This is a genomic window from Hyphomicrobium denitrificans ATCC 51888 (genome assembly GCF_000143145.1).
Taxonomy (GTDB): Bacteria; Pseudomonadota; Alphaproteobacteria; order Rhizobiales; family Hyphomicrobiaceae; genus Hyphomicrobium_B; species Hyphomicrobium_B denitrificans.
In genome coordinates this window covers 3,544,558-3,559,554 of record NC_014313.1, presented here as the reverse complement: position 1 = coordinate 3,559,554, position 14,997 = coordinate 3,544,558, and the positions used below count along the sequence as shown (strand labels likewise).

General features: G+C 61.5%; 11 protein-coding genes. All 11 read right to left on the bottom strand.

Going from position 1 to position 14,997, the window contains the following annotated elements; genetic code table 11:
* Nucleotides 1–99: 99 nt before the first annotated feature.
* Entirely contained in the window at nucleotides 100–588 is a 489-nt protein-coding gene (gene rimI / locus HDEN_RS17250) for a ribosomal protein S18-alanine N-acetyltransferase (protein WP_013217432.1), read from the bottom strand.
* A complete protein-coding gene (tsaB, locus tag HDEN_RS17245; RefSeq protein WP_013217431.1) occupies nucleotides 585–1,283 on the bottom strand; it encodes a tRNA (adenosine(37)-N6)-threonylcarbamoyltransferase complex dimerization subunit type 1 TsaB in 699 nt (232 codons plus the stop codon). The genes rimI and tsaB overlap by 4 nt, the downstream gene beginning before the upstream one ends.
* 11 nt (nucleotides 1,284–1,294) lie before the next feature.
* Nucleotides 1,295–1,885, bottom strand: a complete 591-nt coding sequence (locus HDEN_RS17240) for a malonic semialdehyde reductase (protein WP_013217430.1) — start codon at nucleotides 1,883–1,885, stop codon at nucleotides 1,295–1,297.
* A gap of 74 nt (nucleotides 1,886–1,959) precedes the next feature.
* Nucleotides 1,960–2,514 carry a NifU family protein gene (locus HDEN_RS17235; protein WP_013217429.1) on the bottom strand — a complete coding sequence of 185 codons (555 nt, stop codon included), beginning with the start codon at nucleotides 2,512–2,514 and terminating at the stop codon, nucleotides 1,960–1,962.
* A 145-nt stretch (nucleotides 2,515–2,659) separates the two neighbouring features.
* Nucleotides 2,660–3,226 carry a universal stress protein gene (locus tag HDEN_RS17230; RefSeq protein WP_013217428.1) on the bottom strand — a complete coding sequence of 189 codons (567 nt, stop codon included), beginning with the start codon at nucleotides 3,224–3,226 and terminating at the stop codon, nucleotides 2,660–2,662.
* Nucleotides 3,226–4,263, bottom strand: coding sequence for a tryptophan--tRNA ligase (gene trpS, locus HDEN_RS17225; RefSeq protein ID WP_013217427.1), 1,038 nt, complete (start codon nucleotides 4,261–4,263; stop codon nucleotides 3,226–3,228). Before trpS ends, HDEN_RS17230 begins: the two co-directional genes overlap by 1 nt.
* 69 nt (nucleotides 4,264–4,332) lie before the next feature.
* On the bottom strand, nucleotides 4,333–5,919 hold the full coding sequence (gene murJ, locus HDEN_RS17220) for a murein biosynthesis integral membrane protein MurJ (protein WP_013217426.1): 1,587 nt from the start codon (nucleotides 5,917–5,919) through the stop codon (nucleotides 4,333–4,335).
* A gap of 102 nt (nucleotides 5,920–6,021) precedes the next feature.
* Nucleotides 6,022–8,820 carry a [protein-PII] uridylyltransferase gene (locus HDEN_RS17215; RefSeq protein ID WP_013217425.1) on the bottom strand — a complete coding sequence of 933 codons (2,799 nt, stop codon included), beginning with the start codon at nucleotides 8,818–8,820 and terminating at the stop codon, nucleotides 6,022–6,024.
* Nucleotides 8,817–11,657: a DNA mismatch repair protein MutS gene (mutS, locus tag HDEN_RS17210; protein ID WP_013217424.1), complete on the bottom strand. Its 2,841-nt coding sequence runs from the start codon at nucleotides 11,655–11,657 to the stop codon at nucleotides 8,817–8,819. The genes HDEN_RS17215 and mutS overlap by 4 nt, the downstream gene beginning before the upstream one ends.
* A gap of 246 nt (nucleotides 11,658–11,903) precedes the next feature.
* Nucleotides 11,904–12,872: a l-ornithine N(alpha)-acyltransferase gene (olsB, locus tag HDEN_RS17205; RefSeq protein WP_013217423.1), complete on the bottom strand. Its 969-nt coding sequence runs from the start codon at nucleotides 12,870–12,872 to the stop codon at nucleotides 11,904–11,906.
* A gap of 79 nt (nucleotides 12,873–12,951) precedes the next feature.
* The gene (locus HDEN_RS17200; RefSeq protein ID WP_013217422.1) at nucleotides 12,952–14,907 is read right to left on the bottom strand and encodes a PAS domain-containing hybrid sensor histidine kinase/response regulator; all 1,956 of its coding nucleotides are present in this window, start codon (nucleotides 14,905–14,907) and stop codon (nucleotides 12,952–12,954) included.
* Between the last annotated feature and the right edge of the window lie 90 nt (nucleotides 14,908–14,997).

The window sequence follows — 14,997 nt, the reverse complement described above, 5'->3', positions numbered from 1 at the left end:
AAATGAGGCGGCTCTCAGTCTGTGAATCGCTGGGACTTCATCGCGTTATAGGCAGCCGCGGGGCGCCGCGTCTATACGGGGCTTGCCGGCCGGTCTTCGCTAAAGCGTCCAGGCGAGCGTCAGCGCATCGACAGGCTCCGCGCCAGCCCGATGATAATACCGTTTGCGCCGTCCGACCTCGGCAAATCCGAGCTTCTGATAAAGCGCCCGCGCCGCTTCGTTATCTTCCGCAACATCGAGAAAAATACGCTTCGCGTCGCCACGGCGCGCCGCACGCGCGAGCCCTTCGAGCAATCCGGCCGCAACGCCTGCGCGCTGCCAGTTCGGTGCCACGCCGATCGAAAGAATTTCCGCTTCGTCCGCCGCGAGCTGCCCGATAACGAATCCGATGACCGCTTTCGGCGACCCCGCAACGGCAATCAGCGACGTCGCCGCCGGATGCTCGAGCAATCCCTTGATCGCCGCCGTATCCCACGGCGGATCGAAGAGTTTCGCGTGCAGCGCCGCGATTTCTTCGGCCCGCTCCGGCGCAGCCCAAAGCATGCTCGCGTGTTTGACGTTGCGAAACGGCGTGACGTTGGAACTCATACCCCGGCTCCGATGAACGGACTGGGCGCCGGAGGCTTTGCGTCGGGCGGACGCAGATAAAGCGGGCTGACCGTCGCCGATGTCGGCATTTCGGCAGCCATGAACAGCAGATCGAATGCATCGGGCAAAAGCCCCGGCAGGATGGCGGTCGCTTCCACGCCCAACTGACGCGCTGCCGCGGCGAGCGCTTCGGCACCCGACCCCGCGATGACGATCGGCGACGATCCGAGCCCACGCGCGGCATCCTCGATGGCTGCGCACTGCGGTCCGCCGACGCTCTTCAGCGAGTGCCGGTCGAAGACCTCGAAATAGACTTCACCGCGCCGCGCATCGGTGGCGATCGCAACATGCCGCGTGGGTGCCGCAGGAATGAACGAACTCATCGCCATCAGTCGCAGGCTGGACACGGCGACGAACTCGGCTCCAGTCGCAAGCGCAAAGGCGCGCGCCGCCGAAACGCAAATGCGCGTGCCCGTGAATGTCCCAGGCCCACAGGTCACGGCGATACGGTCGAGCGCAGGGAACTCCAGGTTCGCCTCGCCCATGACGGTCTGCACCATGGGAAGCAGATGTTCCGCATGCCCCTTTTGCATCGCCTCGAATGCAAAGGAGATCGACGGAGTGAGCGTCCGCAGCCCCCTCCCGGCAGCCACCGAGCACGCATCAAAACAGGTATCGATTGAGAGAATATTCATCCTTAGACAGACTATAGGATCCTGGCGATTTCGTCGAAATTAAATCTTGGAGAGCGCGGATAGACGCCGGCCGGATCACCGTAACCAAGATTACAAAGAAAATTCGACCTTATTTCCGTTCCAGCAAAAAACTCGGCATCGACCCCGGCATTATTAAATCCCGACATCGGGCCGCAATCGAGCCCCAATGCACGCGCCGCCAGAATGAAATAGCCGCCCTGCAACGTGCCGTTGCGGAAGGCCGTCGTATCGGCATGCTCTTTCTTTCCGACAAACCAGCTTTTGGCATCTGCCGGCGGATATAGCCTAGGCAAATACTCATAGAACTTGAGATCGTAGGCGAGAATGGCCGTCGCCGGCGCCGCCATTGTTTTCGCGACGTTGCCTGCGCTGAGATGTGGCTTGAGGCGATCTTTCGCCTCTTTCGATTTGACGAAAACAATTCGAACCGGCGAGCAATTGGCGCTCGTCGGCGCCCATTTCATATGGTCGACGATTTGCGCCAGGAGTTCATCGGGCACCTCGCGCGGCAGCCATTTATTGTTCGTGCGCGCCTTGTCGAACAACTGATCGAGCGCCGCGCTATCCAGTGGCTCCGCCATCAAGCCGTCTCCATCGCAAAGCAGACATAAAGAACCCCGCCGGAGCGGGGTTGGAATGAAAGTCGCGTTCGGCTCTAAACCGCCTCCACCGAGGTGACCTCGGGACAGAAGTGCTTGAGCAGATTTTCGATGCCGTTGCGAAGCGTTGCCGTCGAACTCGGACAACCCGAGCACGCGCCGCGCATGTGCAGATAAACGACGCCATCGCGGAACCCGGAGAACGTGATGTCGCCGCCGTCCTGCGCAACGGCTGGGCGGACACGAGTCTCGAGCAGTTCTTTGATGGTCGTGACGGTCGCCTCGTCTTCCGGATCGTAGCTCTCGGCGCCTTCATCGTTGGAATCTTCTTCGTCGCTCACCGGAGCGCCGGACATGTAGTGTTCCATGATCGCGCCAAGCACCATCGGCTTCAGGTGCTGCCACTCGACGTTGCCTTTGGTCACCGAAATGAAATCGGAGCCCAAGAACACCCCATCCACGCCATCGATCGCGAACAGCCGGGTCGCGAGCGGCGAGGCGACAGCCTCGTTGCGCGTGCGGAAGTCGGCGGTGCCTCCGGCAAGCACATCCCTACCCGGAATGAACTTCAAGGTTGCCGGATTAGGCGTGGCTTCGGTCTGAATGAACATGGCATCTCGCTTCGGTTCAGCTCACGACGGCAGGATAGCAGCATCCGGCCAATCGTCTGTTAGAATTCCTCTAATATAGGAACGCCCAAAGCTCTGTCGAGCGCGGCTGATTCACCCTATACCAGCACTATATCTCAACACGATTTTAAGCCAACGCCTTGATCTCGGCGAGTGAGAGCTGTCCCGGAACCACGGTGACGGGCACCGGAAACCCGCCTGCGGCGCGGCCCGCTGCCAGAGACGCGACGAGCGGTCCCGGCCCCTTCGCATCGACCGATGCAGCCAGAACCAGCACTGCGATGTCCTCGTCCTCGGCGATCGCGTTGACCACTTCTTCCGCCAGCCGTCCCTCGCGAATGACGTCCTCGGTTTCGACGGTTTCGAAACCGGCCAGCGACAGCTTCCTGCGAAATAGACGAAACAGCGCCTTGGCCTTCGTCGTCTCTTCTTCGAGTTGCACCTGCCGCACGCCGGACCAGTGCTGCAACTCTCCCGGCTCGATCACGTAAAGCATGACGATCGATCCGAGCGATCGCTGCATCCGGCTCGCTGCGTAATAAAGCGCGCTTTCAACTTCCTGGCTCTCGTCAACGACGATCAGGAACTTGCGGCGATGGCCTTCTTCGAAAGAGCGGCGCGGTTTCATGTCGCGATGCTGCCACTCATTGCGCTTCGCCGCAACGCTCGCTCTCAGCGCACTTTCGCCACGCATCAGCTCCGGATGAAGCCGACGATATCCTTGACCTTCGCCATCACGGGCTCCGTCACGGCCCGCGCTCGCGCCGAACCGTCGGCCAGGATACGGTCGATCTCGGCCGGATCACCCATCAGCTTCGCGGCCTCTGCGCCGATGCGGCCGACTTTCTCGGTCGCAACTTCGGCAAGCGCCTTCTTGAACGACGAGAACTGCTGCCCGCCGTACTCCTTGAGCACATCCGCCACCGGCTGGCCGCTCAGCGCCGCGTAGATACCGACCAGATTTTCAGCCTCGGGACGGCCCTCGAAACCCTCCTCATCGCTAGGCAGCGGTTCCGGGTCCGTCTTCGCCTTCTGAATCTTTTTCGCGATCGTATCCGCGTCGTCCGTCATGTTGATGCGCGACAGATCGGAAGGATCGGACTTCGACATCTTCTTCGTACCGTCGCGCAGGCTCATGACGCGCGTCGCAGGTCCCGTGATGACAGGCTCCGGCAGCGGGAAGAAAATGCCGTCCTCGAAGCCCGCCGCAACGATCTCCTTGTTGAAGTCGTTGTTGAACTTTTGCGCGATGTCGCGCGCCAACTCGAGATGCTGCTTCTGGTCTTCACCGACCGGCACATGCGTCGCGCGATAAGCCAGAATGTCCGCCGCCATCAGGTTCGGATACGCGTATAGCCCGACGGACGCCTGCTCGCGATCCTTGCCGGCCTTCTCCTTGAACTGCGTCATGCGGTTCAGCCAGCCGAGCCGCGCCACGCAATTGAAAATCCAGGCAAGCTCCGCGTGCGCGCTGACCTGCGATTGATTGAACAGAATGCTTTTCTTCGGATCGAGTCCGGCGGCAATGTACGTTGCCGTCACCTGCCGGATCGCATGCCGAAGCTCGGCCGGCTCCTGCCAGACGGTGATCGCGTGCAGATCGACAACGCAATAGATGCAGCTGTGCGTCTTCTGCATCTCGATCCAATTGACCATCGCGCCGAGATAGTTGCCGAGATGCAGGCTTCCGGTCGGCTGCATGCCGGAAAAAACGAGCGGCGCGATTTTCATGGGAAAATACCGTGTTGCGAGGATTGGGCCGCCTTATCGCGTGCCGGGCGTCCGGAGGCAAGCCCGCTCTCAGGCTTTGCCGCGCCGTCGAACGAACGTCCCGAGCTGCCGGAGCGACATGACGCCAAAAGCCAGGATCAACAGGCCGAAAACTGAAATTCCGACGCCGATCTCGACCGCCAGCGCCGCCGTCTTTTCGAGAAATTTGGCATCGGCTCCGAGGTAGGGCGCCAACACATAGCTCGTCGACAATAGCGCGCCGACCATCGCAATGCTGGCGACGATGATCAGCGGCACGTTCCGTCGCAGTCGCGCATCGGCGATGAAATCATCGTGTTCGCGAAGTTTCGCCCACAGTAGATAAGCGTTGAGCCAGCCGCCGAGCGTCGTCGCGATCGCAATGCCGAGCTGGGGCATCATGCCGAGTTCACGCAGCACGAAAAACAGCACGATCGATCCGATCGTGTTGGCGGTCAGACTGATGACCGCATAGCGCATCGGCGTCTTCGTATCCTCTCGCGCGAAATAAATCGGCGAGAAAACCTTGATCATCACAAACGACGGCAAACCGAGCGCGAACATTGCCAGCAACGACGCCGTGTTTGCAGTGTCTTCAGGATGAAACGCGCCACGCTCGAAGAGCACGCGGACGATATCGTGCGGGATGACTGCGAGCGCCAGCGTCGCCGGCACCGTCAGCAGCATCGCAAATTCAAGCGAGCGGTTCTGGCTGTCCATGACGCCGGCCGTATCGCCGGCGCGCAACTGGCGGGCAACGTCCGGCAGCAACACGACGCCGACAGCGATGCCGACGATCGACAGCGGCAGTTCGTAAACGCGATCGGCATAATAAAGCTGCGATACGGCACCCGGCTGCAGCGATGCGATGACGGTTCCGATCGCGATGTTGATCTGCGTGACGCCGCCGGAAATAACACCCGGAATACCGAGTTTCACCAACCTGCGCATATCGTCCGTCATGCGCGGCCAGCGAAAGCCGAGGCGCATCCCGGCCTTATGCATGCCCCACATCAGCAGCGCGAGTTGCAGAAAACCGGCAACAAAAACCGCCCAGGCCTGGATGATGCCCGCTTCCGGCTCGCGCTTATAGCCGAGCCAAAGCGAGATCAGCGTCGCGACCGCCATGACGAGATTGAGCACGACCGAAACCGACGCGCTCTCGAAAAATCGTCCAACAGAATTCAACGCCCCCGACATCAACGCCACGAGCGACATGCAGAGCAGATATGGCATCGTGATGCGCGTCAGCAGCACGGAGAGTTCGAATTTGTCCGGCGTCGCATCGAACCCCGGCGCCAGGCCGTACATCAACAACGGCATCGTCAGTTCTGCGAAGATCGTGACGATCAGCAGAACGAAAAGCAGTCCTGCCATCGCTTCTTCGGCGAAGGTCCGCGCAGCCTCCGGCCCTTCGCCTTCGAGCTTTTTCGCAAAGATCGGAACGAACGCCGAGTTGAATGCGCCTTCGCCGAACAGACGCCGGAAAAGGTTCGGGAACCGAAACGCAACGACGAACGCGTCGGCCACCCAGCCGGAGCCGAGCGTGGCGGCAATGAGAATGTCGCGCACGAAGCCGAACACGCGGCTGAGCAGCGTCCATCCCCCGACGGTTGCGAACGACCGGTAAAGCTTCATGGGCGAAGCCGCGTATAGAGGTTCGATCCCGTATGCAAGCGCTAGCCCTTCCCCCTCGGCCGAAGCTCGGCCCGGCCTCTCTACAGCGGCCGCGCCCCCGTGTCAGCTCTGAGCGATCCGTTCCGGCGCGACAGAAGCGTCATTATCGAGCAGGATCGTCTGGAGCCTATCTCGTATCGTCCGCTGCCGGACTTCGCTGACGACCTGCTTGCCCGTGAGATCGGTGACATAGAACACGTCGACGGCTTTCTCCCCGAACGTCGTGACGTGCGCCGACGCGATATCGAGCGACAGATCCGAAAGCGCCGACGTCAATTCGTAAAGTAGACCCGGTCGGTCGCGCCCCGACACTTCGATGACGGTCAGCCGCTCTGAAAGCTCGTTATTGATAACGATCTCCGGTTCCACCGCGAACGCTTCGACGCCGCGCGCATTCGCTCTGCGCCGCTCGAGAAGCACCGGCAATCTCTCCTTGCCTTCGAGCAGCCGTTCGATCGTATCGGAAATTCGTTTCGCCCGGCGAAGCTCGTCCGCGTCGTCCTCGAACTCGCGATTGAGCAGAAACGTATCGAGCGCATACCCGTCACGCGTCGTCGTGATGTGCGCGCCCGCGATGTTCGCACCCGATGCCGCGCAGGCGCCCGCGAACAGCGACAGCAATCGCGCATGGTTCGGCGCGAAAACCGTCAACTCCGTAATGGCGGTGAACGCATCGGTCTTGACCGACGTCGTCAGCTTGGTACGCGACTTGATCGCATCGCGCACGACATGCGCGTGCGCGACCTGTGTCGCCGTATCCGTGCGCAGCCAGTAGTTCGGATAATTCCGTGCGATGAAATCATCGACATCGCTTTTCGGCCAATCCGCTAGCGCTTCGCGCAGCGCGCTCAACGCGGCATCGATACGCTGATCGCGCGGAATTTGCGTATGCCCTCCGGCGACCAGCGGCTCCGTCTCGTGATAGAGCGTGCGCAGCAGCTGCCCCTTCCAGCCGTTCCACACGCCCGGTCCGACCGCCATGATGTCGGCGCTTGTCAGCACCAGCAGCAGCTTCAATCGCTCCGGGCTCTGCACGATGTTGGCAAACGCGCGGATGGTGTCCGGATCAGAAACGTCACGCGAGTGCGCGAAATTGCTCATCGTCAGATGTTCTTCGATGAGCCAGGCCACGAGTTCCGTTTCCGCCGCCGTCATTCCGAGGCGCGGGCAGACCTTGCGTGCGATGCGCGCGCCGACGATCGAATGCGATTCCTTTCGACCCTTGCCGATGTCGTGCAGAAACGCGGCGACGAGCAAAGCCCGGCGGTTCTTGATCGACCGGAATATCGATGTCGACAGCGGCAATTCCGCGACGAGATCGCCGCGCTCGATCGCCGTGACGTTGCCAAGCGTGCGCAGCAGATGCTCATCGACCGTATAATGATGATACATGTTGAACTGCATCATCGCCACGATGCGGCCGAACTCGGGAAGAAACCGCGCCAGCACACCCGCTTCGTTCATATGCCGGAGCGACGCTTCCGGGTTCCCTTTCGCCGTGAGCAGCGACAGGAAAATCTGGTTCGCTTCCGGATCGGCGCGCAGCTTGTCGTCAATGAGACGAAGCGAGTTTCTCAGCAAACGAATGGCGCTCGGATGAAGATAGATCCCCATGCTCGCCGCTTGCGCGAAAAACCGGATGAGATTGACCGGATCGCGCGCGAAGACATCCGGGTCCGCAACGTTCAGCCGATCATTGTCGACCCTGAAATCCGTTCGCTGACGAATCTCGCGCCGCGTCTTCCAGTTGAGCGGACTGAGGAGCCTTTTGTACGTCGGCGCCGATTTCAGCTGCTGCATTTCGAGCGCGCCGCACAGGATCGTCGTTAAGTCGCCGACGTCCTTGGCGACAAGGAAATAGTGCTTCATGAAACGCTCGACGGCGCGCATTCCGCCGCGATCGGTGTAGCCGAGGCTTTGCGCCATCGCCGGCTGCACCGAGAACGACAGAACTTCTTCCGGCCGCCCCGTCATGAAATGCAGAAAGCACCTGACCCGCCAGAGAAAGTCCTCGCAGCGGCGGAACGTCTGCACTTCTTCCGGCGTAAAGATGCCCGCTTCGACAGCGGCCGAGCCGACATCCTGCCCGAAGATATATTTCGACAGCCACTGCAGCGTGTGAAGGTCGCGCAGCCCGCCCTTGCCGTCCTTGATGTTCGGCTCGACCTTGTAGCGGCTCTCCCACGACCGGCGCATGCGCTGATCGCGCTCGGCCATCTTGGCGTCGATGAATTGCCGCGCCGTCCCGCGAACGACCTCGGCGCGGAACCTGGTCTCGAACTCGGAGAAGAGCTGCTTGTCGCCGAGGATCAGCCGCGAGTCGAGGAGCGAGGTGCGGATGGTGATGTCGGAATAGCCGAGCTTGAGGCACTGTTCGACCGTGCGCGTCGCGTGTCCGACTTTGAAGCCCAGATCCCAGAGCAGATAGAGCATATATTCGGCGACGCTCTCGCCCCAGGGCGTCTGCTTGTACGGCAACAGAAACAAGAGATCGATATCCGACCCCGGCGCGAGCAGGCCGCGTCCATAACCGCCGGTCGCGACGATCGCCATGCGTTCCGCGTCAGACGGGTTGGTCGCGCGATAAACGTGCACGACGGTGTAATCGTAGATCAGCCGGATCAACTCGTCCTGAAACTCGCTGAGCCCCGCCGCGCACCGCCGTCCGTTGCCATCGACTTCGAGTGCCGTCCGCGCCGACTCCCGCGCGATCTTGACCAGACGCTTGAGGGTTTCGATGACCTTCGGCCGCGCTTCGACCGCCGACGTGCTGCTGTTGAAATGTTTCGTCAGCTCGTGACGCGCCGCGACCCCGTCGAAATAGGGCGGAGGCGTAAGCCTGGTCAGCGTCTCTTCGTTCAAGACTGCGCCTTCTTCTCGGTTTCAGCCAGCGCCTTCAGTTCGTAAATTTTCTCGAGCGCCGCTTTGGGCGACAATTCGTCAGGATGCATGGCTCGCAGCATCTTTTCAACGGCTGACGGCGCGCGCTCGTTAAGACCGCTTTTGGGTCGCACCGCCGAGAAAAGCGGCAAATCTTCGAGCCCATCATCACCGGTGCGCGGGCGGCGGTCCGCCTTTTCGAGCCGATCGAGCACTTCCCGCGCCCGGACGACGACGGCGCTCGGAAGACCTGCGAGTTTAGCGACCTGAATACCATAGGAGCGATCGGCCGCGCCTGCCTTAACCTTATGCAGGAAGACGATCGTATCGCGCCATTCGGTGACGTCCATCGTCACATTGGCGATCCCGTCGAGCTTGCGCGCGAGCGCCGTCAGCTCGTGATAGTGAGTTGCAAACAATGCGCGCGCTTTCGTGACGCCATGCAGATATTCGACCGTCGCCCACGCAATAGACAATCCATCAAACGTCGCGGTTCCACGTCCGATCTCGTCGAGAATGACAAGCGAGCGCTCGCTCGCCTGATTGAGGATCGCAGCCGTTTCGACCATCTCCACCATGAACGTCGAGCGACCGCGCGCCAGATCATCGGACGCGCCAACGCGCGAAAACAGCCTGTCGACCACGCCGATGTGCGCCGATCGCGCTGGAACGTAAGACCCCATCTGCGCCATCACGGTGATCAGCGCATTTTGCCGGAGAAACGTCGACTTGCCCGCCATGTTCGGCCCGGTGACCAGCCATATGCGCGCATCAGCGGTACGTGCGGCATCTGACGGAGTTTCGAGCGCCGCGCTACCGAGAACGCAGTCGTTCTCGATGAATGCCGGTGCACCGCTTTTCGCCAGCGCCTGCTGCACGACCGGATGCCGCCCGCCCCTGATCTCGAAAGCCATGCTCGCGTCGATTTGCGGCCGCGCGTAATCCTGTTCGAGCGAAAGCTGCGCCAGCGCCGCGAAGACATCGAGTTCGGCAAGCGCCGCGGCAGCCGCCCCCAGATCACCGGCAGCCGCACCGATGTGCGCCGAAAGATCGGTAAAAATCTCCTGTTCGAGATTGAGCGCTCGCTCGCTTGCCGAAGCGATCAGTCCTTCCGTTTCGAGAAGCTCTGCGGTCGCGAAGCGCACCGCATTGGCCATCGTTTGCCGATGCCGGAAGCGTTCGCTCAGCGGCGGCGAGAGAAGCGGCTTGGCGTTGAGCTGCGTCACCTCAATGAAAAAGCCGAGAATGTTGTTGTGGCGGACACGGAGCGTCTTAACGCCGGTTTCCTCGATGTAACGCGCTTCATGCTCGGCCATCACCTTGCGGCTGTCATCGCGCAAAGCCCGCGCCGCATCGAGATCGCCGCTAAATCCCGCTCGCACGAACGCGCCGTCGCGGCGAAGCAACGGCGGCTCCTCCACGAGCGCCGATTCCAGAGCCGTGCCGAGATCGGCAGGAATCTGTGCCAGACGCACACAGACAGACTTGAGGTCCGCCGGTAGACCGAGCGGCTGCGCAGACTGCTCGAGAAGCGCAGTTGCACGCCGCGCGACTCCGATCGCATCCCGCACGGCGGCAAGATCGCGAGGTCCGCCGCGTCCGAATCCAAGACGCGGTAATGCGCGCGCAAGATCGGGCGCGGAACGAAGGGTCGCGCGAAGCTCGTCTAGAAGCCGGCGATCATTCAACAGATACGCAACGGCATCGAGCCGCGCCTCGATCGCCGCCGGATCGGTCAACGGGCTGGACAATCGCGCCTGAAGCTCGCGCGATCCGGCCCCCGTCACCGTGCGATCCATCGCGGCAAGCAGCGTCGAGGATTTTTCCCCAGATGCCGCCCTGACGAGTTCGAGACTCGCCCGGCTCGCCGCGTCGATGAAGAGACGCGCTCCGGCCGTTTTTCGCGGCGGATTGATGAGCGGCTTCCGCCCCATTTGCGTGAGATCGACGTATTTCAGAACCGCCGCGATCGCCGCAAGCTCGGAACCCGAAAATGCCCCGAAAGCTGAAAGATCGGCAACACCGAGGCACGCTTTGAGATCGCGACCACCCGCACCGGAATTGAAATAGGCCACAGGAATGGGCGTCACCTTGCCGCCCGCATACTCGACCGCGCGAACGAAATTCTGATCGCCGAGCAAGCCGTCGGCAACGATCACCTCGCTCGGCGCCAACCGAATCAACTCGCCGACGAGGTCTGAGCCCGCGACGTCGCCGACCTCGAACTCGCCCGTCGAAATGTCGAGCGACGCCAGCGCCAATCGCGCGTCTGCGTCGGTCGTTCCGATCTCGTGCGGCGTTTCGCAATAGACCGCCGTCAGATAATTGCGCGCCTTGGCATCGAGCAGCGCTTCTTCCGTCACCGTCCCCGGCGTCACGAGACGAACGACATCGCGCTTGACGACGGCCTTGGCGCCGCGCTTGCGCGCTTCCGCCGGATCTTCAAGCTGCTCGCAAACGGCGACCCGATAGCCCTTCTTGATCAGCCGCTGCAGATATTCGTCCGCCCGATGCACGGGCACGCCGCACATCGGAATGTCTTGGCCCTGATGCTTGCCGCGCTTGGTCAGCACGATGGACAGCGCTTCCGATGCAGCGACCGCGTCCTCGAAAAACAGCTCGTAAAAATCGCCCATGCGATACCAGAGCAGGCTGCTCGGATTGGCGGCCTTGATCTCGAGGTACTGCGCCATCGACGGCGTCGCGTCGGCAACAACGGCTGCACGCACCGCTTCCGCGCTCGCGCCATCCTCCGGCGGCGCTGTCGGCGCGTCAGGTTCAACGTGCCGGTTACGGCGTTGCACGTCGGGTTTCGACATTCTGAAAAACGTTCCGGTTAGCCCTGAAGGCCACCCGGACGAATATGCCCACGATCCGGAATGACCCCGCGCTATGCATAGGTTGCGGCCGGTCGAACGGCAACAAGCCTGACCCCGGCTATCCAGAGCGCTCTCGCGCGTGTTTGGGCTGTGGAAACACCGCGGGAAGCGGCAAACGCCGAATTCACGCTGCCAAGGCCTGTTGCAGATTTGCGCGGCCGCCCGGCGAACTTTCGCCGCAGCCGCTCAGGCGTCGGCCGCAATCCGGCTCTTGGTCTCGGCCGGCGCTCCGTAATGCTCGAAATAACGAGGATCGATTTTCGCGACCGGCATGATGATCATGACGTCCGTCGTACCGAATTGCCGGTCGATCACCGCGCCATCGCCGACGTATGCGCCAAGCCGGAGATAGGCCTTGATCAGCGGCGGCATCGCCTTCAGCGCCGACTTCATATCGACGGAACTGATCGGCACGCGGTTCATGGGGATATAGAGTTCGTCGCGCGCACGGCAGCGCCATTCCTCTGGCGCCAACGCGTGATGATGCAGATAGCTGAGCGCGAGATCGTGCTCCTTGAGATCGACGCCCTCGAAGCTGGCGCAGCCGATCATCACGTCGATGCCGTTTTCGCGCACATAGGTCCAAAGGCCGTGCCAGAGCAGTTCGACCGAACGCTTGCTGCGATAGGGCGCGAGCACGCACGATCTGCCGAGTTCCATGAAGCGGTGCGTGCGCGATTTGGCGTTGAGCAACGCCGAAATGTCGTACTCGCTCGCCGAATAGAATCCGGGTCCGCGCTCCGCGACCTCCTGGCGAAGGATGCGGTACGTACCGACGACCTTCGGCCGCTCCGGCAATCCACCGCGCGCCGGTTTCGTCTGATCGAGATCGACGACCAGCAGATGATCGCAGATGGCGTCGTAGGCGTCCTCGTCACGACGGCGGAACTGCGCCAGCCGCGACGGCGTCGCTGACATCTCTTCGTAAAACACCTGATAGCGGAGCCGCTGAGCCAGCTTGATCTCGGACCACGTCCGCGCCAGCCGAACTTCGAGATTTCCAACGCGGCCGTAAACCTTGGGCTCGATGTTGCGGGACAAAGCCTTGATGCCTCGAGAAGAGCTCTTAAGCGCCTCGAGGGCTCCAAAACCCGCCAGAAACTTTACCGGCAATCCTGCGCGCCGCTTCTCGCGAGCCGCAATAGGCTGCCACATCGCCGCACCTTCCTCACCTGACTCCCGGCGTCGGAGCTAGCATGATTCCGTGACAGTTTTGAGATTTTTAACGAGCCGTCTAGGCCGCAGGCGACGCATTTTCGGCGCGCTGCGGCATCCAGCGCAACAGCACGTCGTGCAACTGGCAAGCTTCGAAGGGCTTGGCGAGATAGTCGTCCATTCCAGCGGCAAAGCAGCGCTCGCGGTCTTCCGCGAAAGCGTTGGCCGTGAGCGCCACGATCGGCGGACAAACGGCTCCCGAATGCCTCCGCTCGTGGAAGAGATCCTTGATCGCCCGCGCCGCCGTCAGGCCGTCGACGATGGGCATCAGAACATCCATCAGAACGAGATCGAACGCAGGCTGCCGGTTGAAAAGCGTCTCACGCATGGCGCCAATCGCGAGACGGCCGTTGCCGACGATCGTCGATGTTCCGCCCGCACGCGCAACGATCTTCCGCGCGAGCAGCGCGTTAATCGGATTGTCCTCGGCAATGAGCACGTTGAAACTGCCGCCAACGTTGAGCATCGGCGCAACATCCGTCGCGACGCTCCTGCTTTCCGCTCCGACAGGCAGTCGCGGGACGAGCGCTACAGGACTTTGAAATTCCGGCTGCTCGGCAATCCCAAACCGAAGGACAGCCGTGAAAGATGCGCCTCGATCGGCGCCGGACTCCGCGAGAATGTCGCCTCCCATCGCCTGCGCAAGACGTTTCGAGATCGCAAGCCCCAGCCCCGTACCGCCGGGATGACGTGCCATCGTGATCGAGCTTTGCTCGAACTCCTGGAACATATGCGAAATGAATTCGGCCGGTAGTCCGACGCCGGTATCGGTGACTTTGATCGCAATCTCGCAGTCGCCGCCGGATTTGCCGTTCTCCGGCGCCAGTGAAACACAGACACCAATGCCACCCGTTTCGGTGAACTTGATCGCGTTCGACAGCAAGTTGAGCACGATCTGACGGACGCGCATTTCATCGCCGATCACCCACTCCGGCACGTCGTTCGTCAGTGTAGATGTGAACGACAGACGTTTTGCTGCCGCACTCGGCGCCAGAAGCTGCATCGCTTGCGCCACGCACATCTTGAGCGAAAACGGCCTGCTTCCAAGCTCGAGCTTACCCGCTTCGATCTTGGAGAAATCCAGAATGTCGTCGACCAGATTAAGCAATGCTCGCGTGGAATCTTCGACGATGCGCGCGCACGTCCGTTGCTCGGCGTCGAGTTGCGTATCGCGCATGAGGCTGATCATTCCGAGGATGCCGTTCATCGGCGTGCGGATCTCATGGCTCATCGTCGCAAGAAATCGCGATTTGGCGCGGCTCGCCATCTCGGCCTGATTGCGCGCGTCCTTCAGCTCGCGTTCGACGCCGCGCTCGACCGTGATGTCTCGCCCGACGCCTTGAAATTCGACACTGCCTTCTTGGCCTTTGATTTCCTGAAAGTCCCACGCGATCCAGCGCTGGCCCTTCTGCGTATGGACGAGCTGCGCGCCACGGCAATCGTAAGCGACAGCCTCGGAGCAATCGTCCTCCGCCAGCACGGGCGGCTCGAACTTGGAGCCGAGGAGAGCTTCGCTGCGAACACCGAATGCTTCGCAAAAGGCCCGATTTGCAAACACCAAACGTCCATCAGCCGAACGGCGGACGACGAAATCGCGTTGCACGTCGAGGAGCTCACGATACTGCGAAGCGCGGTCCGCGAATTCCCAATGCGCATCCTGCGCATCTTCGAGAACGTCCGCTTCCTTTCCACTCAGATCGTCCGCGCGGCCAATGGCGCCGCGATCCATCTCAGCGGCTCGAACAAAGCCGCACATGGAGCTGAGCGAGAGGAGAATGACGCCGCCGATGATCAGCGGCATCCCTTCATCGAGCGCCACCCATTCGCGGGCGATACCCAAAATTGCAGCGACGACTCCCGTCGACGCGAAGGCCAGAGCGACGCGGCGAGAAGCAAGCGCGCCTTGTGCGAACGCGATCGCACGGCTGAGCGGCCGCCAATCATCAAAGCGCGTATGCAAAAGCTTTTGAAACAAAACCGCTGCCCCTCGGATGCAGTGCGGGACAGTCGGTGATCATGTTTTATGGAGTCTAAAGAGACTTGGTTAAGCGGCGAAAATGATCAA

Bases quoted from the DNA above. Each gene is read 5' to 3' on its own strand.
- murJ (WP_013217426.1), bottom strand. From the start codon at position 5,919: ATGAAGCTTTACCGGTCGTTCGCAACCGTCGGGGGATGGACGCTGCTC.
- trpS (WP_013217427.1), bottom strand. From the start codon at position 4,263: ATGAAAATCGCGCCGCTCGTTTTTTCCGGCATGCAGCCGACCGGAAGC.
- HDEN_RS17230 (WP_013217428.1), bottom strand. From the start codon at position 3,226: ATGCGTGGCGAAAGTGCGCTGAGAGCGAGCGTTGCGGCGAAGCGCAAT.
- mutS (WP_013217424.1), bottom strand. From the start codon at position 11,657: ATGTCGAAACCCGACGTGCAACGCCGTAACCGGCACGTTGAACCTGAC.
- HDEN_RS17235 (WP_013217429.1), bottom strand. From the start codon at position 2,514: ATGTTCATTCAGACCGAAGCCACGCCTAATCCGGCAACCTTGAAGTTC.
- rimI (WP_013217432.1), bottom strand. From the start codon at position 588: ATGAGTTCCAACGTCACGCCGTTTCGCAACGTCAAACACGCGAGCATG.
- HDEN_RS17240 (WP_013217430.1), bottom strand. From the start codon at position 1,885: ATGGCGGAGCCACTGGATAGCGCGGCGCTCGATCAGTTGTTCGACAAG.
- olsB (WP_013217423.1), bottom strand. From the start codon at position 12,872: ATGTGGCAGCCTATTGCGGCTCGCGAGAAGCGGCGCGCAGGATTGCCG.
- tsaB (WP_013217431.1), bottom strand. From the start codon at position 1,283: ATGAATATTCTCTCAATCGATACCTGTTTTGATGCGTGCTCGGTGGCT.